The organism is Mucilaginibacter xinganensis, from assembly GCF_002257585.1.
GTDB classification, from domain to species: domain Bacteria; phylum Bacteroidota; class Bacteroidia; order Sphingobacteriales; family Sphingobacteriaceae; genus Mucilaginibacter; species Mucilaginibacter xinganensis.
Window position 1 is genome coordinate 591,037 of record NZ_CP022743.1, and the last position, 25,375, is coordinate 616,411.

The 25,375-nt window shown below is 44.0% G+C and carries 26 protein-coding genes; 3 read left to right on the forward strand and 23 right to left on the reverse strand.

The annotated features are described in order from the left end of the window. Window positions 1–19: 19 nt before the first annotated feature. From MuYL_RS02730 to MuYL_RS02805, 16 genes are all read right to left on the reverse strand, one after another. The gene (locus MuYL_RS02730) at window positions 20–850 is read right to left on the reverse strand and encodes a glucosaminidase domain-containing protein (RefSeq protein ID WP_094569064.1); all 831 of its coding nucleotides are present in this window, start codon (window positions 848–850) and stop codon (window positions 20–22) included. A gap of 108 nt (window positions 851–958) precedes the next feature. Beyond that, window positions 959–1,507, reverse strand: a complete 549-nt coding sequence (locus MuYL_RS02735; protein ID WP_094569065.1) for a glucosaminidase domain-containing protein — start codon at window positions 1,505–1,507, stop codon at window positions 959–961. Window positions 1,508–1,510: 3 nt separating this feature from the next. After that, window positions 1,511–2,149, reverse strand: coding sequence for an O-methyltransferase (locus MuYL_RS02740; protein WP_094569066.1), 639 nt, complete (start codon window positions 2,147–2,149; stop codon window positions 1,511–1,513). A 75-nt stretch (window positions 2,150–2,224) separates the two neighbouring features. Continuing rightward, complete coding sequence (trpC, locus tag MuYL_RS02745; RefSeq protein ID WP_094569067.1) at window positions 2,225–3,007, reverse strand: indole-3-glycerol phosphate synthase TrpC; 783 nt, start codon at window positions 3,005–3,007, stop codon at window positions 2,225–2,227. A 79-nt stretch (window positions 3,008–3,086) separates the two neighbouring features. Next, a complete protein-coding gene (locus MuYL_RS02750; protein ID WP_094572835.1) occupies window positions 3,087–3,659 on the reverse strand; it encodes an anthranilate synthase component II in 573 nt (190 codons plus the stop codon). A gap of 123 nt (window positions 3,660–3,782) precedes the next feature. After that, window positions 3,783–5,192, reverse strand: a complete 1,410-nt coding sequence (locus tag MuYL_RS02755; RefSeq protein ID WP_094569068.1) for an anthranilate synthase component I family protein — start codon at window positions 5,190–5,192, stop codon at window positions 3,783–3,785. A 214-nt stretch (window positions 5,193–5,406) separates the two neighbouring features. Then, entirely contained in the window at window positions 5,407–5,847 is a 441-nt protein-coding gene (locus MuYL_RS02760; protein WP_094569069.1) for a cytochrome B, read from the reverse strand. Window positions 5,848–5,955: 108 nt separating this feature from the next. Further along, on the reverse strand, window positions 5,956–6,387 hold the full coding sequence (locus MuYL_RS02765; protein WP_094569070.1) for a hypothetical protein: 432 nt from the start codon (window positions 6,385–6,387) through the stop codon (window positions 5,956–5,958). Window positions 6,388–6,393: 6 nt separating this feature from the next. Beyond that, window positions 6,394–6,735, reverse strand: coding sequence for a phage holin family protein (locus tag MuYL_RS02770; protein ID WP_094569071.1), 342 nt, complete (start codon window positions 6,733–6,735; stop codon window positions 6,394–6,396). Window positions 6,736–6,820: 85 nt separating this feature from the next. Then, a complete protein-coding gene (locus MuYL_RS02775; protein WP_094569072.1) occupies window positions 6,821–7,087 on the reverse strand; it encodes a YtxH domain-containing protein in 267 nt (88 codons plus the stop codon). Window positions 7,088–7,306: 219 nt separating this feature from the next. Beyond that, window positions 7,307–8,350 (reverse strand): AI-2E family transporter, encoded by a 1,044-nt coding sequence (locus tag MuYL_RS02780; RefSeq protein ID WP_094569073.1) that lies wholly within the window; start codon window positions 8,348–8,350, stop codon window positions 7,307–7,309. A gap of 77 nt (window positions 8,351–8,427) precedes the next feature. Next, window positions 8,428–8,652 (reverse strand): hypothetical protein, encoded by a 225-nt coding sequence (locus MuYL_RS02785; RefSeq protein WP_094569074.1) that lies wholly within the window; start codon window positions 8,650–8,652, stop codon window positions 8,428–8,430. Window position 8,653: 1 nt separating this feature from the next. Next, the gene (locus tag MuYL_RS02790; protein ID WP_094569075.1) at window positions 8,654–10,063 is read right to left on the reverse strand and encodes a sigma-54-dependent transcriptional regulator; all 1,410 of its coding nucleotides are present in this window, start codon (window positions 10,061–10,063) and stop codon (window positions 8,654–8,656) included. Between the two features lie 275 nt (window positions 10,064–10,338). Then, window positions 10,339–10,944 carry an outer membrane beta-barrel protein gene (locus tag MuYL_RS02795; protein ID WP_094569076.1) on the reverse strand — a complete coding sequence of 202 codons (606 nt, stop codon included), beginning with the start codon at window positions 10,942–10,944 and terminating at the stop codon, window positions 10,339–10,341. A 168-nt stretch (window positions 10,945–11,112) separates the two neighbouring features. After that, on the reverse strand, window positions 11,113–11,895 hold the full coding sequence (locus tag MuYL_RS02800; RefSeq protein WP_094569077.1) for an enoyl-CoA hydratase/isomerase family protein: 783 nt from the start codon (window positions 11,893–11,895) through the stop codon (window positions 11,113–11,115). A gap of 11 nt (window positions 11,896–11,906) precedes the next feature. Next, window positions 11,907–12,326, reverse strand: coding sequence for a cobalamin B12-binding domain-containing protein (locus MuYL_RS02805; RefSeq protein WP_094569078.1), 420 nt, complete (start codon window positions 12,324–12,326; stop codon window positions 11,907–11,909). Window positions 12,327–12,505: 179 nt separating this feature from the next. On the opposite strand from MuYL_RS02805, the gene MuYL_RS02810 reads away from it, so the two are divergent. After that, entirely contained in the window at window positions 12,506–14,164 is a 1,659-nt protein-coding gene (locus MuYL_RS02810; protein ID WP_170309720.1) for a glutamine--tRNA ligase/YqeY domain fusion protein, read from the forward strand. Window positions 14,165–14,288: 124 nt separating this feature from the next. Next, complete coding sequence (locus MuYL_RS02815; RefSeq protein WP_094569079.1) at window positions 14,289–14,807, forward strand: hypothetical protein; 519 nt, start codon at window positions 14,289–14,291, stop codon at window positions 14,805–14,807. A 50-nt stretch (window positions 14,808–14,857) separates the two neighbouring features. On the opposite strand, the gene MuYL_RS02820 is transcribed toward MuYL_RS02815, so the two are convergent. The 6 genes from MuYL_RS02820 to MuYL_RS02845 all read right to left on the reverse strand — a co-directional run bounded on the left by MuYL_RS02820 (window position 14,858) and on the right by MuYL_RS02845 (window position 22,223). Further along, the gene (locus tag MuYL_RS02820; RefSeq protein ID WP_094569080.1) at window positions 14,858–15,691 is read right to left on the reverse strand and encodes an N-acetylmuramoyl-L-alanine amidase; all 834 of its coding nucleotides are present in this window, start codon (window positions 15,689–15,691) and stop codon (window positions 14,858–14,860) included. Window positions 15,692–15,759: 68 nt separating this feature from the next. Beyond that, a complete protein-coding gene (locus tag MuYL_RS02825; protein WP_094569081.1) occupies window positions 15,760–16,038 on the reverse strand; it encodes a BRO family protein in 279 nt (92 codons plus the stop codon). 159 nt (window positions 16,039–16,197) lie between these two features. Then, entirely contained in the window at window positions 16,198–17,178 is a 981-nt protein-coding gene (locus tag MuYL_RS02830; RefSeq protein WP_094569082.1) for a deoxyhypusine synthase family protein, read from the reverse strand. Between the two features lie 191 nt (window positions 17,179–17,369). After that, entirely contained in the window at window positions 17,370–19,376 is a 2,007-nt protein-coding gene (locus MuYL_RS02835; protein ID WP_094569083.1) for a flavin monoamine oxidase family protein, read from the reverse strand. A 74-nt stretch (window positions 19,377–19,450) separates the two neighbouring features. Continuing rightward, window positions 19,451–21,226, reverse strand: a complete 1,776-nt coding sequence (locus MuYL_RS02840) for an alpha-keto acid decarboxylase family protein (protein WP_094569084.1) — start codon at window positions 21,224–21,226, stop codon at window positions 19,451–19,453. 91 nt (window positions 21,227–21,317) lie between these two features. After that, window positions 21,318–22,223, reverse strand: coding sequence for a metallophosphoesterase family protein (locus MuYL_RS02845; RefSeq protein ID WP_094569085.1), 906 nt, complete (start codon window positions 22,221–22,223; stop codon window positions 21,318–21,320). Window positions 22,224–22,406: 183 nt separating this feature from the next. Here MuYL_RS02845 and MuYL_RS02850 point away from each other — a divergent pair, with 183 nt between their 5' ends. Continuing rightward, window positions 22,407–23,075 (forward strand): FadR/GntR family transcriptional regulator, encoded by a 669-nt coding sequence (locus MuYL_RS02850; protein ID WP_094569086.1) that lies wholly within the window; start codon window positions 22,407–22,409, stop codon window positions 23,073–23,075. 24 nt (window positions 23,076–23,099) lie between these two features. Here MuYL_RS02850 and recQ read toward each other — a convergent pair whose 3' ends face one another. Beyond that, complete coding sequence (gene recQ, locus MuYL_RS02855; protein WP_094569087.1) at window positions 23,100–25,268, reverse strand: DNA helicase RecQ; 2,169 nt, start codon at window positions 25,266–25,268, stop codon at window positions 23,100–23,102. Window positions 25,269–25,375 lie beyond the last annotated feature (107 nt).

The following is a 25,375-nucleotide window of genomic DNA, read 5'->3' on the forward strand; positions in this document are numbered from 1 at the left end:
ACAGGAAATAGGATAGATTTTACCGGGTAACCACTATTTTTTGGCCAATTCTAATACTGCTATCAGACATGTTGTTCATCGCTTTAAGGCTGTCAACAGCTATTCCGAAACGCTTGGAAATATTATATAGGGTATCGCCTTGTTTTATGGTGTAGGTTTTATTAGCGGGAATGCTTTGCAGAGAATCTTTAACTGCTTTGTCTTCTTTTTTATCTATCTGTGTAAACACGCGGTCAACCCGTTTTATTTTGGCTATCTCAGTGCCTTCAGGCGCATCATACTGGTTAAGATTGTATTTTTCTATAATACCGATCAGCAGTTGGGGATATTTTGGATTGGTTGCATAACCTGCTTTCTTTAAGCCGTAGGCCCAGCCACGATAGTCGTTTTTATCTAATTCAAATAAGTGGGTATAATTTTTCTTTTGCAAAAAGACCGAGTGGTCCCTGAATGAATCTTCCGGATTGTCATAAACCCTGAATGCATCATTAGCATTATCATCATCCTTATAATAAACTTTCCCCTGCCATGATGGATTGGTTTTTATGCCGAAGTGATTATTGGCAACGCGTGCAAGGGTCCCATTACCGCTGCCTGATTCAAAGAGCCCCTGGGCCAATGTTATACTGGCCGGGATGCCGTACAAGTTCATTTCCTTGATTGCTATGGCCTTGTATTTTTCAATATACTGTAACGAGGTAAGCGGGGTATAATCAGCGGTATAGTTACTGTTGGATTTTTGAACGCTTTTATTGTTTTTGCGCGCCACCCTGTCAGACACGCTTCCTTTGCGGGCCGAGCATGAGGTAACAAAAAGAACGCTTATGAATAAATATACGAATTTTCTCATTTCAATAATAAATCAATCACGCTGGAAAGCAACACTTTCAGCGGTTTAGACTTATAACGCAGGTTTTAACCTGTAAGTTTCGTTATCGGGGCGTATTTGTGATTTTTCTTAATTGTTTTGAGCTATTTGATCCTGATTGGCAGTGTTTTGTTTGTTTGCCGGGTTTTCGTCCAGGTCATAGAGCTGGTATTTTTTAATGAGGCCCATTACCTGTGCCGCCCATTTATGGCTGCTGCAATAACCCCGGCTCTGAATGCCCTTTGCCCAGCCTGTATAATCAAAATGGGTAAATTTGTCGGCAAGGCCGCTAAATTCCCTGCGTTCTGTCATGATACGGGCAAAATCCTGGAACGAATCAAATACCGAATCGTAGCGTTTGTATTTGGTTTTTACTAACTTTTTATGTTTGTAAAAAACAGCGCCGCCGCCGCCTTTAACACCAAACTGGTTGTTTAAATTTTGTGCCAGGGTGCTGTTTCCGCATCCCGACTCATGCATGGCAACGCCGAGTACAATACTTGCCGGTACGCCGGTTTCATGCATTATTTTAATGGCATCGTCTTTAAATTGCTCAATGTATGATTTTGCAGTGTTTTTTTGCGCTGAAACCAAAAGGGTTGAGGCCAGCAATAGTGCAACCAGTACGAGTTTTTTCATAATTTACTTTTTTCTGATGACCAACAATCCGTCGCGCACGGGCAGAATCATTTTCTCTACCTGGCTGTTTACGGAAATTTGGTCATTTAGTTCGCGAATAAGTTGTGTATCGGCATCATTTGCTTCGCCATATACCTTTCCTTTCCACAAAACATTATCAATTATTATTAATCCGCCGGACCTTACTTTGTCTAAGACAAGTTGAAAATAGGTATAATTATTCTTTTTGTCAGCATCAATAAATACCAAATCCCAATAATTAACGGGTAAATCCGGAATTATCGCGGTAGCATCGCCAAAATGCAGCTTTATTTTTTTGCCAACATTTGTTAGTTTAAAATGTGAATTCAGCATTTCCTCCAGCTCGCGGTTCACTTCAATGGTATGGATCTCGCCATCATCGGTAAGGCCTTCCGCAAGGCAAATGGTAGCATAACCGGTAAAGGTACCTACCTCCAAAATACGTTTTGGCCCAATCATTTTACTGAGGAAACTAAGCACCCTGCCCTGGTAATGGCCCGATAACATGTGCGGCCGCAATACCTTCAGGTAGGTTTCCCTGTTGATGCTTTGCAATGCTTCCGGCTCCGGTTCGCAGTGCTCATCAAGGTACGTTTGGAGATCATGGGGTAGAATTTCCATGATGCAAAAGTAGTAATTTTTAAATAAATGAAAATTTAGCCGGTTTTCAGCGCCGAAAACCAGGCTAATTATGCCTTAAAGTTCCTTTACAAACTCCACCATGGCCAGGCCCGGATCCGCCTGTTTCATAAAGTTTTCTCCAATTAAAAAGCCGTTAAAACCTGCAGTTTTTAACTGTTTAATGGTTTCGGGATTACTGATGGCGCTTTCCGAGATCTTTAAAAATTCCTGCGGGATATGAGGTGCCAGTTGATATGATGTTTCAACCGAAACGGTGAAATCGGCCAGGTTGCGGTTATTCACGCCAATGGCGTCCAGCTTAGGGTTAATACTCCGTTCCAGTTCTTCCAGGTTGTGCACTTCTAACAGCACATTTAAGCCCAGGCTTTTTGCCAGCGAAGCCAGTTTATCTATTTCTGCAGGCGTAAGTATAGCGGCAATAAGCAGAATAATATCTGCCCCCAATGATTTTGCTTCAATTACCTGGTACTCATCTATCATAAAATCTTTGCGCAGTACCGGGATAGTATTTGCCTGGCGGGCGGCCACAAGATCGGCCTTTTTGCCCATAAAGAAATTACGGTCTGTTAAAACCGATAGCGCCGAAGCCCCGGCGGCGGCGTAGCCGTTGGTAACTGCCTTTACGCTAACGCGGTCGTTAATGATGCCTTTTGACGGAGATTTGCGCTTAAATTCGGCAATAATTCCGGTGCGGACAGGGTCCAGCAGGAAATCTTTAAAAGAATAACAATCTCGTTGAAAAAGATCCGATTCTTCCAGTTGGGTGTATGAAGTGCGTTTTTTTGCACTCAGCACTTCACGCTTTTTATTGATTACAATTTTATCTAAGATGTTCATTTTATAAAATAATTAGTCATTTGGCCTTTAGCCTGTTTTCCGTAGTTATCATGCTAGCCGCCAAACTTAAAACCATCATTTAACTCAACCAGTTCTGCATCATTTCTTTCCCAAATTCAGTAAGGATTGACTCCGGGTGAAACTGTACGCCGCGTACATCATATTCCTTGTGGCTTAAAGCCATCAGCGAGTTGTCTACTTCGTCAATAGCGGTAATTTTCAACGAAGCCGGTAAAGCGTCGCCATCCACAACCCAGGAGTGGTACCGCCCAACTTTAAAGCTTTCAGGCAGGCCGGTAAATAGTTTCTCTTGTTTATCAGTTACCTTTATGGGAGTAGCAATGCCGTGCATGGGCTGAGAGAGGTTGTATAGCCGGCCACCGAACACTTCGGCTATGGCCTGCTGACCAAGGCAAACCCCAAAGATACTTTTTATAGGCGCGTATTTTTCTATCACTTCTAGCAGTAAGCCTGCTTCTGATGGTATTCCCGGGCCCGGCGAAAGGATAATGCGATCATAAGCGGCCACATCATCAATATTAAATTTATCGTTTCTCCACACTTCGCATTGCATCCCAATTTCATTAACCAGGTGCACCAGGTTGTAGGTGAATGAATCGTAATTGTCTATTATTAAAATTTTGTCGTTCATTGTTTTATTTTTTGAAAACTCCCTGCCCTGCATCCGCCGCGTTCCGTAACTAAGGCACGGTTATTTATTGTTCCTTTTTTCTACCGGCTGTGCCAACTGCCGACCTGTAACTCCTAACTTTCGCTACAGTTCCTCCGCCAATTCTATTGCTTTTCTTAACGCGGCTATTTTATTATCCACTTCTTTTAGTTCACTTTCAGCTATTGAGCCAGCTACTATCCCGGCACCTGCCTGGTAATGCAACGTGTTGTTTTTGCTTAGAAACGAGCGAATCATAATGGCGTGGTTAAAGTCGCCGTTAAAACCAAGGAAGCCAATGGCGCCGCTGTAAAAGCTGCGTTTGGTTTTTTCGTTCTCATCAATAATCTCCATTGCACGGTATTTTGGCGCGCCGCTTAAGGTACCGGCAGGATAAGTATCTGCTACCACTTTAAATGACGAAACCCCGGGCAGCAGCTTGCCGCTTACATGCGATACCAGGTGAATGAGGTGCGAATAGTATTGTACCTCTTTAAATGCCTTTACCTGTACATCGCCGCAATGGCGGCTCAGATCGTTACGGGCAAGGTCAACCAGCATTACGTGCTCTGCCGACTCTTTTGGATCGTTTTCCAGCTGCCGCGCTATTTCCGCATCCTTTTCATCGTCGCCACTGCGCTTAAATGTGCCGGCAATAGGAAATATGCTGGCCACTTGGTTCTTTACGGTAATTTGTGCTTCAGGCGAAGAGCCAAAGATCCGGAAATCGCCATAATCAAAATAAAACAAATAAGGCGACGGATTTATTGAACGCAAGGCCCGGTAAACATTAAATTCATCGCCCGAAAACTTTCTTGAAAAGCCACGCGATGGGACGATCTGGAACACGTCGCCACGGTAAATATGCTGTTTCATTTTTTCAACCACAGCCATAAACTCTTCATTGGTAAGGTTTGATTGCTCTTGATCCTTGCTTTCAAAGCCATATTCGGGGAAGTTTTTGTTGCGGATCAGGTCGGACAGTTTTCCGAGGCCGTTATTATCCGTTTCACCTTCCGGCTGGTTTTGAAAAATATAGAGCTCGTTTTTAAAGTGATCAATTGCGATGATATACCTGTAAATATGGTATTGCATAACCGGCACCTTGCGCGACGTATCTGCACTTTCTTTAAGTACGATGGTTTCAAAGTGTTCAACTGCTTCGTGAGTAAAGTAGCCAAAAATGCCGTTTGAGATAATTTTACCAGGGTAAGGGCTGGTATCAAAACTGCCTATAAAATCATTTATCTTGCTGATCAGGTCGAAGGTGCCGGGGGCATAGTTCTCTTCGCTGTTATCAGGTGCGGTAATTTTAAGCGCTCCGTCATTCAAAACAAAGCCGCTGATCGGCTCGCAGCAAACATAACTTACACTGTTTTCGCGGCTATGGTAATCTGAGCTTTCCAGCAGCAATGAATTTGGGAAAACGTCACGCAGCCTCAGGTATATGCTTACCGGCGTGGTGGTATCGGCAAGTAACTTTTTATGAGTGGTTATAATCTTATATTTCTTCATATTCTTTTTAACAGGATAGTAAAACAAAAAAACCCGGCGAATGAGGGTCGCCGGGTTTCCTATTTAGGTTTATAATTGATTAGTTGTTCAGATCAAAAATTTAACCGGCTGCCAAAATTAATTGGTGCCACCAGCTGTTTTTATGATTGATCTTTATCATTACGGTCACAAATTTATAAAGAAAATTGAATTGGCAAATTTTTTCTGTACTTTTTTATGCCCTTGAACCCAAAACAGGCAAATGGCCCGCCATAATTGTGGCGATGATTATCAAAAAGGCTATGATATAGAATATTGCAATAGTGCGGTGCTTGCTTTCCGGAAGGATGATCTTTTTGGCTTTACTGTGGCCGATGGTGATTAAAACAATGGCGATTACCATGCCAACCCAGTGTTCTACAGTGAAATACCGGGTAACCTCGTTTTTCATGGTATCACTGCTAAACTGAACCAGCGGACTTAAAAATGCAAGCACTATACCTATAAGCAGTTGTGTGTGTGCTGATATTAAAGCAAATAAATTGATCTTGCGGTTGGTTTCGGTATAGGCTTTTTGACCCAGCCAGCCCAATAAGGATTGAATTATGGCCACCAATAGCAGTAAAAATACGATATACCTGAAACCGGAATGAAGGTGTTGAATAATGCTGTACATATAGTTCGAATAAAAATTTATTCGAATATACTATTTTAGTATTAAGCAAGCATTAATAAGTAACAAGGGGAATATATTTTCAGTAGGCTGTAAATGTTCAAGATGTAATCAGGAAGCCTCGCTTAAAGGCGGGATTACGTTCCGCTCAGGATTTTTAGCTTTTTTTTCCTTTTTATCGAACATCGACTTCACCTTATCCCATACACCCAGCACGGAGTCTTCAGATATAAAGTGTGAAGCTTTTTGAGAAACCAGTCCAACCAGGGTTTTTACCAGAAATCCCGAATTGCGGAAGATGGTTTTGTTAAGTGTAAAAGGTAAAACAAACCGGGATATTAAGCCAACAATATCCTGGTCAAAAAAACTGGTGGATTTTCCGTCCGCCCCAACCGACCTTGGAAACAAGGTCCCGATGGTTGAAATTGTTGATGAAAAGTTTTTAAACCGAAGGCCGATGGCTACACCTTGTTCCCGTTCTTCATCTTTAAGGCGTAAAATCTCTTTCCTTAAATCGCTTATATTTTTAATAGGTATGTCCATTGGTTATTAGGATTTAAAGATCTTTTGGATAAATGCATTAACGATCGGTTTTTCAATGGCCTGCTTGTTGTATTTAATGAAGAGCGCTATTATTAAATAAACAATGGCCACACAACCAAAGCCTATCCAGTCGGCACCGAACACACTGCCCAGGTAAAAAGCTAGTGTAAAACTGGCAAAGATGAATGCCAGCACCATAGCCACTACGGTAACAACATCAGCAATAAGGCTGGCTGCAATGGAGGTGCCTCCCTCAATAGCCTGGTATTTTGCCAGTTTAATCCGGGTTTCAGCGTAATCTCTAAGTTGATCAATAATGGGTGGATGTGTTTCTTTTTCGGCGTCCATATTTTTTAGTCTGGAGTAGTAAGCCCTAAGCCCGGAGTCAGTATTGTTTATATTGTTACTCCGGGCTTAAGGCTTATCACTTAATTTATGCGTGTTCCAAATCGTCCTGGTATTCTTCTTCAGCGCTGCTGATCTTTGATTTAATATTATCAACTACCTTATCTTTTAAATTAATAAGATTTTCTATTTCGGCTGAAGCTGTTTCCTTTATTGAGTCGCCAAGATTTTTTAATGAATCGGCCAGCTTATCGCGGGTTTCGTTTCCCTTGTCAGGCGCAAATAATATGCCTAGTGCTGCTCCTGCCGCCAGCCCTACAAGCAAAGCGACAAATACTTTTGAGTTATCGTTCATACTACTATAAATTTTTAAGTTGACTAATTGTTTTGATTTTGATGAAATATGTTGTTAAATGTTACCAAAACGGACTTTTCATTGTTGAATTGTCCATATTTACAAATATAGACAGTTAGTTGTCATATTAGGTATTACCCATACTCCACAACTGCAGGTTTTATAATATTCCTTAAATGTTGCTTTTCTACGGCGTTTTCAAACACCGGTGTTTAGCACTTACCCTTCGGGCCCGGTTTTTATCCGTTCAAGCCTGTCGGCAGCCATGCGGTTGGTTTCATAGATCTCCAATAGCAGTAAAAAGTACGACAGTAACAGCGGGCCATATACCAAACCTAAAATGCCAAACAGCGGAACGCCAATAAATACCCCTATTATAGATATGATAGGGTGTGTGTTGCCCACCCTTTTGTTGATCATCATCCTCAGCACATTGTCAATGTTGCCAATTACCAGCAGGCCCACTGCCATTAACATTATCCCTTTTAACTCATGCCCCTGGGCAATAAGTATAATGCCCGCCGGAATGGTTAGCGTTGGCGCGCCAACCACGGGTAAAAAGGATATAAATGTGCCGATAACGCCCCAGAATACGGCGTCGGGCAGCCCGAAGGCGAAAAAACTCATGGCCAGCAATGTTCCCTGTGTTACTGCAATAATTCCCTGGCCCAAAACATTTGAATAAGTAGAGTTACGTAATGCATCGGCAAACTTAATGGCATGTTGTTCGCGGAAAGGCGCATATTTTAAAAGCCCGTTTTCAAATTCACGCACCTGGGTGAACATAAAATACAACAGGAAATACATCACCAGCAGGGTTATGATAATTTGAGCCGCGCTGCCCAGAATTGACGGAAAGAGCTCGGTTGCATAAGACCCTAATTTTTGAAGCGTATTTTCGGCTATATGCGGCTGGTTAAAATGATAGCCTGCGTAATCGTCAATTTTTGAAACCCACTCCTGCAGGTTAAAAGATTCTTTACCAATGCTACCTATCTTGCTCACTACCATGATACTTAATGACATCATGGGGATAACGATCACAATAAGCGATGTTAGAATGATCATCATGGTAACCAGGGTCTTATTCCATCCTTTTTTTTCAACAAGGTGCAGGTAAATTGGGCGGAATATGGTGAAGAGCACAATGGCACCCAGTATAGAGCTGAACAGACTGCTTAATGCATAAATTAAAAAACAGCCCAGTATGATAATACTCGTCAGGATGATGTTGTTGCGCTGCTTGTAATTAAAAATTGACATTAAGGCCTAAATTATAATTATTAAACGCAGGGAAGGAAAAAAGTTTTGGAAGAGCAGAAAAAAACTATCGACGAAAATCAGCCGGCTTCATTGAGCAATTTGTCAATTGTAGCGGAACTCATTGAAATGGAATCAAGGTAGAATAAACAATCGGCAGAGGGCTCAGGAATCTCGTAACGCAGCTGTTCAATAGCCAGCAGAATGTTTGAGAGCTGATTTTTAACATCATGCTTCAACGCCCGTAATTGCTGGTTATTATCATCGGCCGGTTGCACTTGCCCGGCATTTGCCGTTCCATCCATGTTACTTAATATTAATGGCCTTCATTTTATTATACAAAGTTTTACGGTCAATGTTTAATATTTCTGCAGCCCTTGTTTTATTAAAATTAACTTCTCTAAGTACTTTTAATATAGTTTCATATTCCGCTTCAAGGGCCGCATTCTTTAAATCGTGCCTGTTTTCTTTAATGTCATGAACTTCTGCCTGCTGTGGTGTGTAATCATAAACCGGGATCTTAAAGTTCGAAATTTCAAGCGGCAGCGCCTTCATGGTTATCTCATTACCTTCGGTAAGCAGGGTAGCCCGGCGAACAACATTCTTCATCTCGCGGATGTTTCCCTGCCAGCGGTAACTCATAAAGCTGTCAATAACTTCCTGCGAAAACGAAGTTACGTTACGCCCAAGCTCCTGGTTGGCTATCTTTAAAAAATGATGCGCCAGCAGCATAATGTCGTTACCGCGTTCCCGCAGCGGGGGTATAAATATGCTGAACTCGTTAAAACGGTGGTAAAGGTCTTCCCTAAACCTGCCTTTTTGGATCCCTTCCTGCAGGTTTTCATTTGTAGCAATAATAATGCGCACGTCCAGGTTTATCTCTCTCGTGCTGCCTATCCTTTTCACCTTTCTTTCCTGTACGGTTCTTAGTAACGCCGCCTGGATCTCGTACGAAAGATTGCCTACTTCATCTAAAAACAAAGTACCGCCGTTGGCCATTTCAAAATGCCCGATCTTGGTATATAAAGCGCCGGTAAATGACCCTTTTTCGTGGCCAAAAAATTCGCTGGCCGCAAGTTCTTTGGTAAGCGAACCACAGTCCATCGCGATAAATGGCTGGTTATGACGCGGGCTATTCAGGTGAATACTCTTTGCGACAGATTCTTTACCCGTACCGCTTTCGCCCAATATAATCACACTGTAGTTAGTTGGGGCAACCAGCTCTATCTGCCGGGTTAATTCTTTTGACACCTTGCTGGTGCCGGTAACAAAGTCGTTGGCAAAAACCTGTTTTTTAATTTCCCGGCTTGATTTGTCATGGCTGAGCGGTTCTGCCTTATCTTCCACCAACGCATGGTGTGTTTCTATGGCTTTGGTAATGGTATTTAAAATTTCGTCGGGATATAATGGTTTGGTAATGTAATCATACGCCCCCATCTTGATCAGCTCCACCGCCATTTTAATATCAGAGTACCCTGTTATAATAATTACGCCGGTTTTTGGATATTGCGTTTTTATGTTTTTCAGCATTTCTCGCCCATCGGTATCTTCCAGCCTGAAATCACAAAGCACCAGGTTAAAGTCGCCGTTTTTCAGGTATTCCATACCAATACTCCCAGTGGAAGCAGTAGTTACATCAAAGCCGTTACGTGTTAAGAACTTCGATAGTAATAAAGCAACATTAACTTCATCATCAATGATGAGTATTTTCTTCATAAAGGAATTTTCGTTAGCAAAAAGGGACTTTACTGTGAATTAAACGTGATCGTCCGCTAATTTATAAATTTAATCCCATCATACGTTTTTGGAGGACAAAAAGTTATACCTATAAAAAAAGGAAGCCCGAAAGCTTCCTTTTTTATAGGTAAATGTAAGTGCTAAAAGTATTAATGCACTGTCCGTCAGGCATCAGCAATGAAAATAATTTATTTTATTTTCAACTGGTTTTTAAGTTAACGGGCAGCTGCACCGCGGCTTATTATTTGGTATAATTATAAACCAAATGCATAAGCAACACGTAAGCCAAAGAAGTTTACTTTACTGGCATCGATAGTGCTGTTAAACTTAGTTGAGGCTTCGTACCTTACACCTGCATCAATATAGCTTTTGCCACCCAGCGGGAACTGGTAACCAATTTGCGGTGCATAAATAAATGCAGCAGATTTGTCATAGTTGTTGTCGGCTTTGCTTAAAGAAAATGCAGCACCTGCTTCGCCCTGAACATAAAAGTTTGGAACTACAAAGTATTTTAAACCTGCTTTTACCGGTAATAACTGAATGTTAGTAGCGTCAAAAGTTGTTGCACCATTCGGGCTTGCAATGTTATTTTTACCCTGAATGCTGTTGTAACCAGCGTTTAATGTAACAAATAAGTTTTGAGCAACAGGGATATCAGCCTGAACTGAACCACCAATGCTAAAATTGTAATAGGTTGATAAATTGCCTGTAGGGATACCAGCGTCAACGCCTACGCTTAAAATTACTCCGTTTGATGAAGTTGAGGTTTTAGTAGTAGAAGTTGATGTTTGTGCTTTTGCGCCTAATGTGATTCCGGCAAAAGCTAAAATTAAAGCTGAAATTTTAAATGTACTTTTCATGACTATATGTGTTATTTAATTATTGTGTTTTTGTTAACACAGTACAAAGTAACAGCACAATTTAGGATAATGTTTCATCCTATTGTCACGATTATTCAATCGTTTGATTAACAGCAAATTAATTTTTGACCAATAGGGTATAATAGTCAGAACAGTGTCAAAATCGGATTAATTTCCTTTAAAATCAGCTTTTCGTTTGGCTAAAAACGCCGAGACGCCTTCCTTAAAATCAGCAGTTCCGAAACATTTTCCAAATTCTTCAACTTCGGTTTCGAAGCCGTTAACACCATTACGGGTGCCGGCGTTAACCGCTTTTATAGCTGCGGCAAGTGCCAATGGCGCGCGCAAAAGCATTTTATTTAAAATTTCCTCTGCTTTAGTTAGCAATTCTTCCTGGCTCACAACATGGTTAACCAATCCGTATTGATGTGCTTCGGCAGCGGTTATCATATCGGCAGTAAGGATCATTTCAAGTGCCTTCCCCTTACCTACCAGGCTGGTTAACCGCTGGGTGCCGCCATAGCCCGGAATGAGACCCAATGTAACTTCGGGCAGGCCCATTTTAGCATTATCTGAAGCTATGCGGATGTGGCAGGCCATGGCCAGTTCCAGACCTCCGCCTAAAGCAAAACCATTAACTGCGGCTATAACAGGCTTATTGCCATTTTCTATCAAATCAAAAACAGTTGTTTGTCCTTGCTGTGCCAGCATTCGGCCTCCCCCGGCATCAAGTTCAACAAACTCTGCTATATCAGCCCCGGCAACAAAAGCTTTTTGGCCAGCGCCGGTAATAATGATACCGCCCACGGCGGGGCTGCTAAAGGCATCAGTAATTGCATTATGTAATTCGGCAAGGGTAGCCTTGTTAAGCGCATTCAGTTTGCTTTCGCGACTGATAATAATATACCTTATCCGCTCTTTATCGTCTATCAGTAAATTTTGGAATAACATGTTATCAGCAATTAAAAATTACGGTGCAGGTGCACCCAATCGGTTATATATTTCACAATATCGTGCGTACTTGTGCCCGGCGGAAAAAGCTCGCCTACCCCAATTTGCTTAAGTGCATCCATATCATCCTGCGGAATAATACCGCCACCGGTTACCAGCACATCGTCCATTCCTTTTTGCTTAATCAGGTTCATCACCTTCGGGAAAACAGTCATATGCGCACCCGAAAGTATCGAAATACCAATGGCGTCCACATCCTCTTGCAAAGCGGTGTTTACAACCATTTCGGGCGTTTGGCGCAAGCCGGTGTAAATTACTTCCATACCCGCATCACGCAGGGAAGTAGCTATAATACGTGCGCCGCGATCGTGCCCGTCAAGCCCAACTTTGGCAACTAAAACACGTATGGGGCGGTTAAATGGTTTGCTCATTCAAAGGCGGATTGGTTTGCGGTAAAAGTAAGAAGAAAACGGGAAGAAATTTATAGCGCGTTTTATAGGGCATCATTTGCACAGCTGGGCTCCAGTCCTGTTTTTCGCACCCTGCGCTTCACATTAACGTTAGCCTATCAAATTCCAATTTATTACCTTTGCCAATTCTTAATTACATCATGAGCGAAGAAAGATCATTAAATTTTTTAGAGGAGATAGTTGAAGAGGATTTAGCTGCCGGCAAAAACAATGGCCGCGTGCTTACCCGTTTCCCGCCCGAGCCTAATGGTTACCTGCATATTGGCCACGCCAAATCTATATGCTTAAACTTTGGCCTGGCGCAGCGTTACGGTGGCCAAACTAACCTTCGCTTTGATGATACCAACCCAAGTAAAGAAGAAACCGAATACGTTGACAGCATTAAGGAAGATGTAAAGTGGCTTGGCTTTAACTGGGCCAATGAGTTTTATGCATCAGATTATTTTGATAATCTGTATGAATTTGCTGTTGGGCTGATAAAAAAGGGACTGGCCTATGTTGATGACAGCACTGCCGAAGAGATAGCCTCGCAAAAAGGTACGCCCACCGAGCCTGGTACCCCAAACCAGTACCGCAGCCGCAGCGTGGAAGAAAACCTTCAGTTATTTGCCGAAATGAAGGATGGCAAATATCCCGACGGTGCAAAAGTACTTCGCGCCAAAATTGACCTTGCATCACCTAATATGCTGATGCGCGATCCGCTGATGTACCGTATTAAACATACCCATCACCACCGTACCGGTGATAAATGGTGCATATACCCGATGTATGATTTTGCGCATGGCGAATCTGACGCAATTGAAGAAATAACCCACTCCGTTTGTACGCTTGAATTTGTTTCGCACCGCGAGCTATATAACTGGTTTATTGAAAAGCTGGACATCTTCCCGTCAAAGCAATACGAATTTGCGAGGCTTAACCTTAACTATACCGTAATGAGCAAGCGCAAACTGCTGCAGCTGGTTGAGGAAAAACAGGTTGAGGGCTGGGACGATCCAAGGATGCCTACCATTAGCGGTTTACGCCGCCGTGGTTATACACCGGCATCTATCCGCGAGTTTTGCGAACGGATTGGTGTTGCCAAACGAGAGAATATGATTGATGTGAGCCTGCTGGAGTTCTGCATTCGAGAGGATCTTAATAAAACAGCATGGCGCCGCATGGCGGTGCTTGACCCGATAAAAATGGTGATCACCAATTACCCCGAAGGACAAACCGAAATGCTTTTCAGCGAAAATAATCCCGAAGTTGAAGGTGGTGAAGGCGGCCGCGAACTCCCTTTCAGTAATGAGCTTTGGATTGAGCGTGAGGATTTTATGGAGGAGCCGCCGAAGAAATTTTTCCGCCTGGGCGTTGGCCTTATGGTTAGGCTGAAAAGCGCTTACATTGTAAAGTGCGAAAGCTTTGTTAAAGATGCTGATGGCCATGTAACCGAAATTCATTGTACTTACATACCCGAATCAAAATCGCAGAATGATACCAGCGGCATCCATGTTAAGGGAACCATCCACTGGGTTAGCGTGCCTCATGCTAAAACTGCGGAAGTGCGTTTGTATGATCGTTTGTTTAAGGTTGAAGATCCATCAAATGAGGATGGCGATTTTAAAGACTACATAAACCCTAATAGCCTGCAGGTATTAAATAACGTATATATTGAGCCAGATCTGGCCAATGCTATACCGGGCAAAGGTTACCAGTTTATGCGTAAGGGGTATTTTACCGTCGATAAAAACCCGGCAGCTGATAAATTGGTGTTTAACCGTACCGTTACACTTAAAGATGGCTGGGTTAAAAAATAACAGGCAGCTACTGATCTGCAGCCGGCTGCTCAGGCACCGGCTGCAGATCAATTATTTTAAGGGAAGTTAAAAAAAACGCTTTCCGTTTCTAAACCGTTTTTTGCAATAAACCTATTAACCTTTAATGAAAATAATACCTAAACTAATCCTGCCTGCACTTTTAATTGGTCTGCTATTTAACTCCTGTAAAAAGAACGACTCTGGTTCATCACCAGGAATGGCCATGAAATTTAATTGCAACGGGAAAGCTATAAGTTTTAACTCCTGCTATGCGGAAGCCACCACCGTTGGAAACACCAGTGAAGTGATGATTACGGGTGTCAATATCACCAATTCCAAACACGGAACCACCAGTTTCGAGGTAGCGTTAACACACGATTTCAATACTTTAAAGTCAGGGCAAACCTATCCAATCGGCAGGTCAATTAGCCAGGTTGATGCCGCCACATTGTTTTATTTTACCACCGCAACTAACGTTTTTAACACCCAACCCGGCAATACAGAGGGAACGGTAACTGTTACGGAAGTTACTTCGGCTACAGTTAAGGGGACATTTTCGGGTAAGTTATTTGCCGAAGATGATCTTGAGGGACAGTCGATGGTTTATACCATCACGAATGGTGAGTTTACAGCAAAAAAGTAACCTGCATCTATTAATAGTGTGCAGTTGCCGTTTTTTTCCTCTTTAAGTGCTTATTGCAGGCTGTATTTTGCGTAAACGTTGTACAGCACATTTAAATCCAACTGCGTTAGTTGCGGGCTGACATCTGTTTGGATAAAATGCCGTTTAAAAGCCACTAAGGCAGCATTTATGTCAGATGTATCATAACCGATAAGCCTAAGCGCAATGGTATAGTCAAAATTATCCGGCGGAAGTTCCAGCAGGTCATCGCTCCAGTAGCCGAAACCGTGCGCGGCAAGGGTCTTCCACGGAAAAAGCGGGCCCGGATCGGGCTTTCTTTTTGGCGCAAAATCCTGGTGCCCTATAAAGTTTGCCTGCGGAATGTTATACGTTTTTTTAAGCTGCGCCAGCAGTATCAGCAGGCTGCTGATCTGCGGATCAGTAAAAGGCTCTTTACTGTTGTTGTCAATTTCAATGCCTATAGAGCAGCTGTTCATATCCGTAACGCTGCCCCATTTACCCAGGCCGGCGTGGTTGGCCCGCAGGTAATCATTCACCATGTGGAACACTTTGCCATTTTTGGCAATCACATAATGCGCGCTGGTTTGCGTTTGGGTAACGGTGAATGTTTTCAGGGTTTGCTGTACAGAGTCCTGCGCGGTAAAGTGAATGATCACGTAGTTTGGTTTCCGGATACCGAAGTTAACAGTTCCCACAAACTCCGACGGGATAGCCATCCCCATACTGTCGGTAAGCATGGCGGGCTGCTCCTTTTTTATGGTTTCAGCAAAATCTTTGGTTTTATCTTTATAAACTTTATTGGTAAGTGCGTAAGGGCCTTTTGGCGAGCAGGCAGATATGGCTGCCATACAAATCAGTAATAAATACAGGTAGTAATTTTTCATAAAGAGAAAACAATGTAGCTAATTTAAGCAAATAACCCAATTATTGTTTTACCAGCGTGATGGCTTATTTAGCAGGCATAACGGGTTAATGCAATATCTTCAACCTCTCTTTGGCCGCCACTTCCAATCGAAACCATTTTCGTGATATCACGAAAATGGTCAGATACATTTGAATCAGCATTTTCGCAAGCAATTTTAGCTTTGTTTATTGCATTCACAAAGTTTTCCCAACGGGAGTAACCCAATATTGACTGAAGCTCTCTGGCACTCCAAAATTCAACGCCGCTGTAATTATAACAAGCCTGCTCAAACTGACTAAATAATTCAACTATTACTTCCTTTTTCATTATTGTGATAAAAATGCAATATAACTTAATGTAAATAAGGAATCAAACAAAATACTAAAAAAATTGGTATTTTGCGGGCTCTGTAATATCATCAAACAAAAAAGCCAGGTGCTTGTCAACAGACAACACCTGGCTTTTATAAAGACAAATAATTTTAGTCTATTGCCCCAATATCCAGGCAAAAATCAACGGTGCGACAATGGTAGCATCGCTTTCTACAATAAATTTAGGGGTGTGGATATCCAGCTTGCCCCAGGTTATTTTTTCGTTTGGTACAGCACCTGAATAGGAGCCGTAAGAGGTTGTTGAGTCAGAGATCTGGCAGAAATAGCTCCAGAAAGGGATTTCAGGCATTTCCATATCCTGGTAAAGCATTGGCACCACGCATATCGGGAAATCGCCGGCAATACCGCCGCCAATTTGGAAAAAGCCAATTCCTTTACCTGCTGAGTTTTTAACGTACCAGTCTGCAAGCCAGGCCATATACTCAATGCCGCTCTTCATGGTGGTAGGCTTTATTTCGCCTTTTATAACGTATGATGCAAAGATGTTGCCCATTGTGCTGTCTTCCCATCCGGGTACCACAATCGGCAGGTTGCGCTCTGCAGCAGCAAGCATCCATGAGTTTTTAGGATCTATTTCGTAATACTGTTCCAGTTCGCCACTGTTTAAGATCTTGTACATAAATTCATGCGGAAAAAAGCGCTCGCCATTAGTGTCGGCATCTTTCCAGATCTTGTGGATATGTTTTTGTAAACGGCGGAAGGCCTCCTCCTCGGGGATACAGGTATCGGTAACACGGTTATAATGATTCTCGAGCAGGTCCCATTCATCCTGCGGACTAAGGTCACGGTAATGCGGTACGCGTTTGTAATGCGAATGCGCCACCAGGTTCATAATATCTTCTTCCAGGTTAGCGCCTGTGCATGATATGATGTCGATCTTACCTTCGCGGATCATCTCTGCCAGCGAAATGCCGAGTTCGGCTGTGCTCATGGCCCCTGCAAGGGTTACCATCATTTTACCGCCTTCAAGCAGGTGTGTTTCATAACCTTTTGCGGCATCAACCAGCGCTGCTGCATTAAAGTGCAGGTAATTTCTTTCAATAAACTGGGATATAGGGCCTTTTGTAGTGCTCATATTGCAGGTATATAAATTTTGTGCAAAAGTAGGTATTTTGCCGGATTTAAGGTGTTAAGGATTTTTGAAAGTGGTTTTTTTCTCAGGGTGAGGTTTTTATAAATACAAAATAATAGCTGGGCTGTTTTGGGGGCATAAAAAAAGCGGGCTTAACCAATATCCCCCGCTTTTATAATCAGTTACCAGCTCTGTTAGCTGCAGGGGCAAATGAAGGGGTATTCTTTATTACTGATGATGGGCTTTATTCCAAAAAAATCGTTCAATACTGATTCTGCTGTGCAAAAAGCACCTTCAACCCAGGCCTGGTCATTTGAGTATGCTTCGCCAACTATAAAAATATTGGCGTCGGCACCTTTTATCAGTTGCGATGGTTTGCGGATCTTTTGTTGCACATCGCAAATATCATAGTGTGCCGCATAAGCATGGTAACCCGCATTGAAAGGCGGCAGCGACCAATCCATATAACGTGTTTCCAGCGGTTCGGGCACAGCGCTATAATCAGCATAAGGGCCAAAATGTACCGCTGCCAGTTGCTGGCGCAGCATTTTTACCATCACATCAGGAGCCTTACGCGGGCCAATAAGGGGCTGGTAGTTTTCTGAAAAGGCAGTTTTTTCAACCGAGTCGGTGGAATATTCCAGTTCTTCCCAAAAACTGGTAAACTGCTCGTCATCATAGCTGGCCAGGATGCCGTAAACTGGTTTCGCATTCTGATCCAGCGCATTATTACCGAAATATACCACCTGGCGAATAGGGGTATCGGTAACACTTGGGCCAATAGTATTACGTTCAGACGCATCAAGCAACTGTGCTTTTTGCGCCAGCGAAAGCGATGCACCAATGATTTTTTCAACGGTGCTTACCAAATCTGCCGCCGAAGCGAACGGCGTTTCAATAACTACCGGGTTCTTGCTCTTTTCAATTTCAACCAGGTATTGTTTTGGATAGCCCTCTTTTGCCAGTGCATGCAATACGTCGGTGGTTACCTCATAACTAATGATGGGTGCCGGATAAGGTGGCGGGAACGGGGCATTAGCCATCCACCACGGCGAATCAAAAAACATCCCAACCTTATACGATGGCTGCAACACTGCCGATTCCAGGTACAGCTGCACTTTGCGGTGGTTCAGCACGTCAAGCCCTTTATGGTTTTCATAACGGGTGGCCTGGGCAACAAGGTCCAGCGATCCGCGCGGCATAGCCAGCCATGCGGCAGCGGTTGTTTTTGAAGCCGATTTTTTATTCGGGTCCTCGCGCCGGGCAATGGTATAATGGATAACATTGTCAATTTCTAAAATAGAGTGCAGGCGGGTGTTCGGGTGGTACTCAAAATTAACCCCTTTTTCTTTAGCCAGTTTCACAATGGCATCAAACAAAGCATTAAACATGCTGGAATACCCGTGGGTAAGGGTTTTATACTCTGTGCCTGGCGTAAACTCGTTATTGGCCTGGAACGCAACTGCCGAGTTCCAGTTAATTACGTTGGAGGTATAGCCATTGCCATCGTTGGTGTAGTTATACCCCTCTGATCCCAGTTGATCAAACATGAGGTTCCAGTAACCGATATTTTTTAGCAGGTCGCCTTTCTGAAAAACAGATGATTCAGAAGTTTCGGCCGTAATGCGCCCTTCCTGGTAAAATTTGCACCACTCGGCGCGGGTTTGAGGCCCGGTATCTTTTGTAACGGCAAGCTCTTCAACAATATTAAATCCATTATCAGGCGGCTGGCTGGCACCATCGTTCTTAACATTATACGGTGCCGGGTTGTCCTTGCTGATGTCGTTATAGTACATATTTTTTGTCCGCAAATAATAAAGCGGGTTGGTAGACTCATTAAACGGGATGGAATATTTATCCAGGCCCAGCTGTTTAATTACGGTGGTAACCAGGCGGTGCCCACCGCTCATAGCATCATTTTTACCATCCCATTCCGAGTAGCGCATACCGCCCAGCTCCAGGTATGAATTTGATTTTTCGTCCTGGTAATGCCAGGTACAAACGCGGGCTCCTGCTGCCCGGGTTCCTTTATGCTCTTTTGAGAAATCATACTGGCCCCAGTCGTACAGCTCCAGCGTGTCACCTTCGTGAAGCTGTTTTGATTGGTGTGCTTCGCCGCTGGTTTCACCGTTAAGCAGGCGCCATGCGGTATAAAGGCCTGAGGCCCCGGCACCAAAAATGGAATACGTTTTATTTTTCATGTTGATTTAGGTTTTATGCAGGGTGATTTTATTGATTAATTTGAGTTAGCGAGATAATTAAGCTGAATTAAGGGTTATTCCAATCCGAGCCGCTGCATTTGCCCGGGCAGGTCTTTTTCAGGGATAACCACCTGAACCAGCGTGGGTTTATTGGTTTTTGTTTTTAGTTTTTGAAGTACCGCCTCAAGCTCTTTTACTGTTTTTACGGTGTAGCCTTCGGCACCGAATGCTTTGGCCAGCGCCAGGTAGTCCCATTGCGGCAGGATATCAAAAGCATCAAACTTATGCTGCGGCCCCGGCTCGAACGCGGTAATGTCCACATACACCTGCTCAATGGCATATACGCCGTTGCTCATTACAAATATTACCGCATTAAGGTTGTTGCGGGCAAGGGTGGAGAGCGACTGGCAAACCATCATAAAACCACCGTCGCCGGCTACGGTCCAGGCGCGTTTGCCGCTGCCTAGCTGTGCTCCCGATGCGGCCCCTGTTTCATAGCCGATACACTGCCACGCTGCCGACGAGATAAAGCTGTTTTGCGACAAGCCATAAGCGTTGGTAGCGACATAAAGGGACGAGCTTACGCCGTAGGTCATCACAATATCCTTCAGCATGTGGTTATCGGTTAAAAACTTCATAGCGTGCTGAAAGAACCGGTTGTAAGTAATAACATCCGGCTGGTCATTCCATTGGGGATCAGAATTGGAGAGCCAGGGTTCGGGATAAATGGGTTGGGCGGGGGCCACGGTTTTTAGCGGATAGCCTTTGGTGATTTTAAACAAATGCAGCAATGCTTCCATAAAATCCTTCATGGTAACATTCTCATAAATAAAATAGCCAGCCCTGATCTGTTGTGTGGTGGCCAGCACCATATCGGCATATTTGCTTTCAATAAAAATCAGGTAATCATCGGTAATAATGGTGCCAAGGGTAAGGAAACAATCGGCTGCGATTACCAGTTCGGTAACGCTTTGGATGGAAGCGGCATCGCTATAGGTGCCAACAAATTTATCGCCCTTTTCGTCCAGCACGGTTTTGCCCAGGCTGGTGGTGGTGTAAAGAAAGCCGCTTGCATCAATAAGTTGCTGTAACAAGCCCGACAGGCCATGCCGCAGCACCTCTACCCCGGCAAATATCATTGGGTTTTTTGCCGCAGTAATTTGTGCCCAGGCCTGTGCAACTGCATTTTCAAGCGCCAGCGGATCGCTTTTTATAACCAGCGGCTTTAATGGCGTTTTTGACGGTTTGGGGCAAGGTTCGCCCCAAACCTCTTTGTAACAGGCAATATAAACCGGTTTTTGATGGGTAATAGCGGCAATTAGTAAATTGTCTATTTTTTCGGCGGCACCAACCGATGAGCTGAGCGTTTCGGCGGCAACGGTAACGTGCGCATAAACTTCCTGGTCTGCAGCCAGGTTGCCGGTTGAGTGGTGGTAAAGTACATTGTACATGCTGCCTATATTGCGGGCGTCTGCCCCCGGGCAGGCGCTGATCACCACAACAGGGCTCAGCTCTACATACGCTCCGGCAATTGCATTAAGCGCGCTAAATGTGCTCACACCATACTGAAGGGATACGGCGGCGAGGCCGCGGGTGCGTCCGTAAGCATCGGCGGCGTAAGCCGCATCCAGCTCATTAATAGCTCCAATGGTTGTTATCCCATCGAAATATTCAAGGGCTTGGGTAAAATGTTTAACATAGTCGCCGGGAATCTGGAATACTTCCGTAACATTTAACTGTTTAAGGCGGGTTAAAAGATAATCGGCAACGGTAAATGGCTGCGATTGTTTTTTATTGGAAACTTTGGCGTTGACAGGGCTTTCATGAAACCGCAGGTTTTGATTGGCCATTATGATAAGGGTTATAGGTTAGTAGTAAAATCACCATAAAGCTATAACATTCTTTTCATTTTTAAAAGCAAAATTTCAACCGCTGTTTAAATCAGTAATTAATATATTCCTCTTTAAAGGTGCCATCATCGTAAAAGTCAATCAAACCATAGCCGGGCGCGGTTTCGCGTTTATTACCTTCCCACCAGGCCCCGCTTACTGCGCCGTTGCAGATATAGGTTACGTTGTTGTAAACCACCTTATCGCGCAGGTGAATGTGGCCGCTAAGGCAGAGCTTTACGTTGGAGTGTCTGTAAAATAAACTGATGATCCTGTTGGTATCGGTATGCATATCGCCACCAAGGATTTCCCATTTGTTACTGCCCGCTTCAATATCATCAACCATTAGCGTAGCCGAAAGAACAGGGATGTGTGACAGCACGCAAACCGGCATTGTTTGGGGTGTTGCGCTCAGTTCCTGCTCCAGCCAGTTAAACTGTTCGTCGCCGAGCTTACCTATGTACCATGTGTTATCAAGGTCAAGGTGCACACTGTCCAGCATAATAAACTTCCATCCATTCGCGGTAAAGCTGTAATAGCGTGAGGCAAGCTGCAGCTGGTCCATCGCATATTTTTTGCCATAGATGGCCTGTCCTTTATCGTCTTCGTTCCACCAGATATCATGGTTCCCCAGTACATAGTGCATTGGCAGGCTGCACTCCGATTTAAGCGTTGAGTGCCATAACCGCCATTGGGTATTTATGGTATCCAGGTTCTCTTTGTTCATGTCGAACACCACATCGCCGCCATTTAATATAAAATCAACACCCTTTTGTTTTTGTACATGGTGCAGGCATTTTGCAAACCGGGCGGGCGCACTCCACTTATCCTTTAAGTGAATATCGGTAAGATGAGCAACGCGCAAAACCGGCTTACGGTCGGCGGGGCTGCTTTTAAACGGCAGGGCGGGGATCAGTAACAGGCCGCCAAGATTTTTTAGGAGTAATCGTCTTTGCATAACAGGTGCGCTTGTAGGAATGCAAAATTAGCCATACAAAGTAAAATCAGCGTGAGATTAAGATGAATTAATGAAAAGCGTGGCAAACAAAGGCGTATTTTTTGAAATTTAACAAATCCATAATCCCAAATCCGGTGGCTTTATTTAAAACTTGCTGTATATTTACAGCTACCAGATGACACGATGAACCCAACCCTTATCTCCCGAAAGTCATTAGCCGATGAGGTGGCGCGCCAGTTACAGGAACGCATCCTTACGGGCCACTATCAATTAAATCAGAAATTGCCCGTTGAATCAGAATTGATGAAAGCCTTCGGTGTAGGCCGTTCAAGCATCAGGGAAGCCATAAAGATCCTGGCGAATTCCGGCTTTGTAAGGGTACAGCAGGGGATAGGCACTTTTGTTGAAGATAGTTCAGGCATCAATGAGCCGCTGGGCCAGCGGCTTAAAAGGGCGTCTTCCAAACACATTGACGAAGTACGCGAGATCCTGGAGATGAAAATGGCTGAAAAGGCTGCCATGAACCGAACCGGTAATGATATTTCAAAACTGGAGCATTTTTTAAAAAAGCGTACGAAAGCAGCAAATGATAATTTAATTGAGGACTGTGTAGATGCGCATGTGAGTTTTTATGTTGCCCTTGCCGAGGCCTCCAAAAATGAGATCCTTGCCGACCTCTACAAACAATTTGCGACACAACTAAAAACCGACCTGTTGAAAACGCATCACGACACTTCGTTTTTTAAGGATGGGCCGGATAATCACCATAAATTATTGGATAGCATATTGCGCGAAGATCCCAAAATGGCCTGGTACTGGAGCGCCAAAATTACAGGTCAGATCACTAAATAAAAGCAGTATTATATTCGGGAGGCGCTAACTAATATCGCCGTTCTTCCGCATCCAGGCTATCACCGCTTTGATCTCGCCGTAGGAATATTCATCTCCCAAAACCTCTTTTATGGGTGCCAGCTTTCCGGCGCCATAACTTTCAACAACGTCTTTAATGGCGGGCATCTTTTGGGTGCTCACCAATTCAGTAACGTCCATTTCGCCTTTGTAAATATAAAAGCTTAAATGCCCTTCAATGGTGGTTGGAGCAAGCCCGCGCAAGGCTGCAATCTCGCTAATGGGCTTACCTGCCTTGTATAAGGTAAAGCTTTCCCTGGCGGTGTCTGATGACCGGGTTCCGGTTGTTTTAGCACCCGTTTTAGTTTTGCGCCCGCGGTTGGTTGCCTTGCTTTTTATTTTTGACGAGAGTCCATTTTTTTCGCAATAACTTTTTACCGGCAGCAGGAACTCGCGGCCATAGCGGGCTAGTTTAATATCGCCAAAGCCCGAGATCAGCCTCAGCTCATCCAAACTCTGGGGTAAGTAGGTAGCCATTTCCTGCAGGCTGGCGTCTGAAAGGATCACATACGGCGGCACGTTTTCATGCAGTGCAATATCGCGCCTGATGGCTTTCAGCTCAGTTATCAGTACGGCTTCAAAAGGCAGTGCTTCGGTTGCAGGATGCTGCTCTTCAACGGTTTCAGTTGCTACCAGTTCCACTTTTTCCAGGCCCTTCAGCACGGCTTCGCTTTTTTGGGTGAGCTTTAAAACCGGGTACATATCATCGGTGACCTGCAAATAGCCCATCGCCGTTAGCTCACGCAGGTAGCGTTGCCAATCGGGTTTGCTGATATCGGCGCCAATTCCATAGGTTTTTAGCTGTTTATGCTCTTCGCGGATGTTCTGATTTTTTGACCCCCTTAAAAAATCAACTACATAAGCCGCTCCAAAGCGTTCTTTTAGCCGCACCACTGCCGAAAGTGCTTTTTGGGCAATCAGGGTCGCGTCAAACCGGATAAATTCAGTCAAACAAAAATCGCATGACCCGCAGTTGGGCGGAAAATCTTCGTCAAAATATTTCAGTAAAAATTGCCGGCGGCAGGCATGCAACTGGCAATAGGTCACCATATCATCCAGCTTTTTCAACATAATGCGGCTTTGGTCGGGGTTATCTTCCACCATGGCAAACTGCTTCAGCTTAACAGCATCGCCCGGCGAAAAAAGCAGCAGTGCATCTGAGGGTAAGCCATCCCTGCCGGCGCGGCCAGTTTCCTGATAATAGCCCTCAATGTTTTTGGGCAGGTCCATGTGCACTACATAGCGCACATTTGATTTGTTAATACCCATGCCAAAGGCAATGGTAGCCACAATAATCCGCACGTCATCGCGCAAAAAAGCTTCCTGGGTGCGGGCCTTAACTTCATTTGGTAAACCTGCATGATAAGCATCTGCTAAAAAGCCCTCCTCTTTTAAGTCGGCGGCCAGGCTTTCGGTTGATTTACGCGACAAACAATAAATAATGCCTGATTCGTCGCGGCGGTCATTCAAAAAAGCAAGCAGCTGATTAAAGCTGTTTCTTTTAGGGGTAACCCTATACGTTATATTCTCGCGGTTAAACGACGAGATGAATACTTCGGGGTTTTTAAGATTTAATTTTTCGAGAATATCCTTTTTGGTAAGCTTATCGGCTGTAGCGGTAAGCGCAATAACCGGCACCTTCGGGAATTCGGTTTTTAAACCGGCCAGCATCAGGTATTCCGGCCTGAAATCATGCCCCCAATGCGAGATGCAATGTGCCTCGTCAATAGCGATCAATGCAACAGGCAGGGTCTTCAAAAAATCCATCAGCTTGCTCTCTTTACCGAACAAACGCTCGGGGGCAAGGTACAGCAGCTTTAGCTGGTTGTTTTTAAGGCGGGTGCTGATGTCTATTTGCTCCTGTGTGGATTGGCTTGAATTAATAAACGCTGCCGGAATGCCGTTAACATTAAGCGCATCAACCTGGTCTTTCATCAGCGCAATAAGCGGCGAAATCACAATGGTGAGGCCGTTAAGCAGCACGGCGGGCAACTGGTAACATAAGGATTTGCCGCCGCCGGTGGGCATCAGCGTAAGTACATCCTTTTTATCTAAAATATGTTGTATGATCTCCTCCTGCCGGTGCCTGAAGGCACTGTATCCAAAATATTTTTGCAGTGCCTGTATGGGGGTCATTGTGCTGTTTAGATTTTAAATATGCGGATGTGTATGGTTGCAAATATGCTAATTTTTTTGGCATTAAAAAACGCGGCGGGCACTAAAAAGCTGAAATTAATTGCCGT

Bases quoted from the DNA above. Each gene is read 5' to 3' on its own strand.
- MuYL_RS02730 (WP_094569064.1), bottom strand. From the start codon at position 850: ATGAGAAAATTCGTATATTTATTCATAAGCGTTCTTTTTGTTACCTCA.
- MuYL_RS02735 (WP_094569065.1), bottom strand. From the start codon at position 1,507: ATGAAAAAACTCGTACTGGTTGCACTATTGCTGGCCTCAACCCTTTTG.
- MuYL_RS02740 (WP_094569066.1), bottom strand. From the start codon at position 2,149: ATGGAAATTCTACCCCATGATCTCCAAACGTACCTTGATGAGCACTGC.
- trpC (WP_094569067.1), bottom strand. From the start codon at position 3,007: ATGAACATCTTAGATAAAATTGTAATCAATAAAAAGCGTGAAGTGCTG.
- MuYL_RS02750 (WP_094572835.1), bottom strand. From the start codon at position 3,659: ATGAACGACAAAATTTTAATAATAGACAATTACGATTCATTCACCTAC.
- MuYL_RS02755 (WP_094569068.1), bottom strand. From the start codon at position 5,192: ATGAAGAAATATAAGATTATAACCACTCATAAAAAGTTACTTGCCGAT.
- MuYL_RS02760 (WP_094569069.1), bottom strand. From the start codon at position 5,847: ATGTACAGCATTATTCAACACCTTCATTCCGGTTTCAGGTATATCGTA.
- MuYL_RS02765 (WP_094569070.1), bottom strand. From the start codon at position 6,387: ATGGACATACCTATTAAAAATATAAGCGATTTAAGGAAAGAGATTTTA.
- MuYL_RS02770 (WP_094569071.1), bottom strand. From the start codon at position 6,735: ATGGACGCCGAAAAAGAAACACATCCACCCATTATTGATCAACTTAGA.
- MuYL_RS02775 (WP_094569072.1), bottom strand. From the start codon at position 7,087: ATGAACGATAACTCAAAAGTATTTGTCGCTTTGCTTGTAGGGCTGGCG.
- MuYL_RS02780 (WP_094569073.1), bottom strand. From the start codon at position 8,350: ATGTCAATTTTTAATTACAAGCAGCGCAACAACATCATCCTGACGAGT.
- MuYL_RS02785 (WP_094569074.1), bottom strand. From the start codon at position 8,652: ATGGATGGAACGGCAAATGCCGGGCAAGTGCAACCGGCCGATGATAAT.
- MuYL_RS02790 (WP_094569075.1), bottom strand. From the start codon at position 10,063: ATGAAGAAAATACTCATCATTGATGATGAAGTTAATGTTGCTTTATTA.
- MuYL_RS02795 (WP_094569076.1), bottom strand. From the start codon at position 10,944: ATGAAAAGTACATTTAAAATTTCAGCTTTAATTTTAGCTTTTGCCGGA.
- MuYL_RS02800 (WP_094569077.1), bottom strand. From the start codon at position 11,895: ATGTTATTCCAAAATTTACTGATAGACGATAAAGAGCGGATAAGGTAT.
- MuYL_RS02805 (WP_094569078.1), bottom strand. From the start codon at position 12,326: ATGAGCAAACCATTTAACCGCCCCATACGTGTTTTAGTTGCCAAAGTT.
- MuYL_RS02810 (WP_170309720.1), top strand. From the start codon at position 12,506: ATGAGCGAAGAAAGATCATTAAATTTTTTAGAGGAGATAGTTGAAGAG.
- MuYL_RS02815 (WP_094569079.1), top strand. From the start codon at position 14,289: ATGAAAATAATACCTAAACTAATCCTGCCTGCACTTTTAATTGGTCTG.
- MuYL_RS02820 (WP_094569080.1), bottom strand. From the start codon at position 15,691: ATGAAAAATTACTACCTGTATTTATTACTGATTTGTATGGCAGCCATA.
- MuYL_RS02825 (WP_094569081.1), bottom strand. From the start codon at position 16,038: ATGAAAAAGGAAGTAATAGTTGAATTATTTAGTCAGTTTGAGCAGGCT.
- MuYL_RS02830 (WP_094569082.1), bottom strand. From the start codon at position 17,178: ATGAGCACTACAAAAGGCCCTATATCCCAGTTTATTGAAAGAAATTAC.
- MuYL_RS02835 (WP_094569083.1), bottom strand. From the start codon at position 19,376: ATGAAAAATAAAACGTATTCCATTTTTGGTGCCGGGGCCTCAGGCCTT.
- MuYL_RS02840 (WP_094569084.1), bottom strand. From the start codon at position 21,226: ATGGCCAATCAAAACCTGCGGTTTCATGAAAGCCCTGTCAACGCCAAA.
- MuYL_RS02845 (WP_094569085.1), bottom strand. From the start codon at position 22,223: ATGCAAAGACGATTACTCCTAAAAAATCTTGGCGGCCTGTTACTGATC.
- MuYL_RS02850 (WP_094569086.1), top strand. From the start codon at position 22,407: ATGAACCCAACCCTTATCTCCCGAAAGTCATTAGCCGATGAGGTGGCG.
- recQ (WP_094569087.1), bottom strand. From the start codon at position 25,268: ATGACCCCCATACAGGCACTGCAAAAATATTTTGGATACAGTGCCTTC.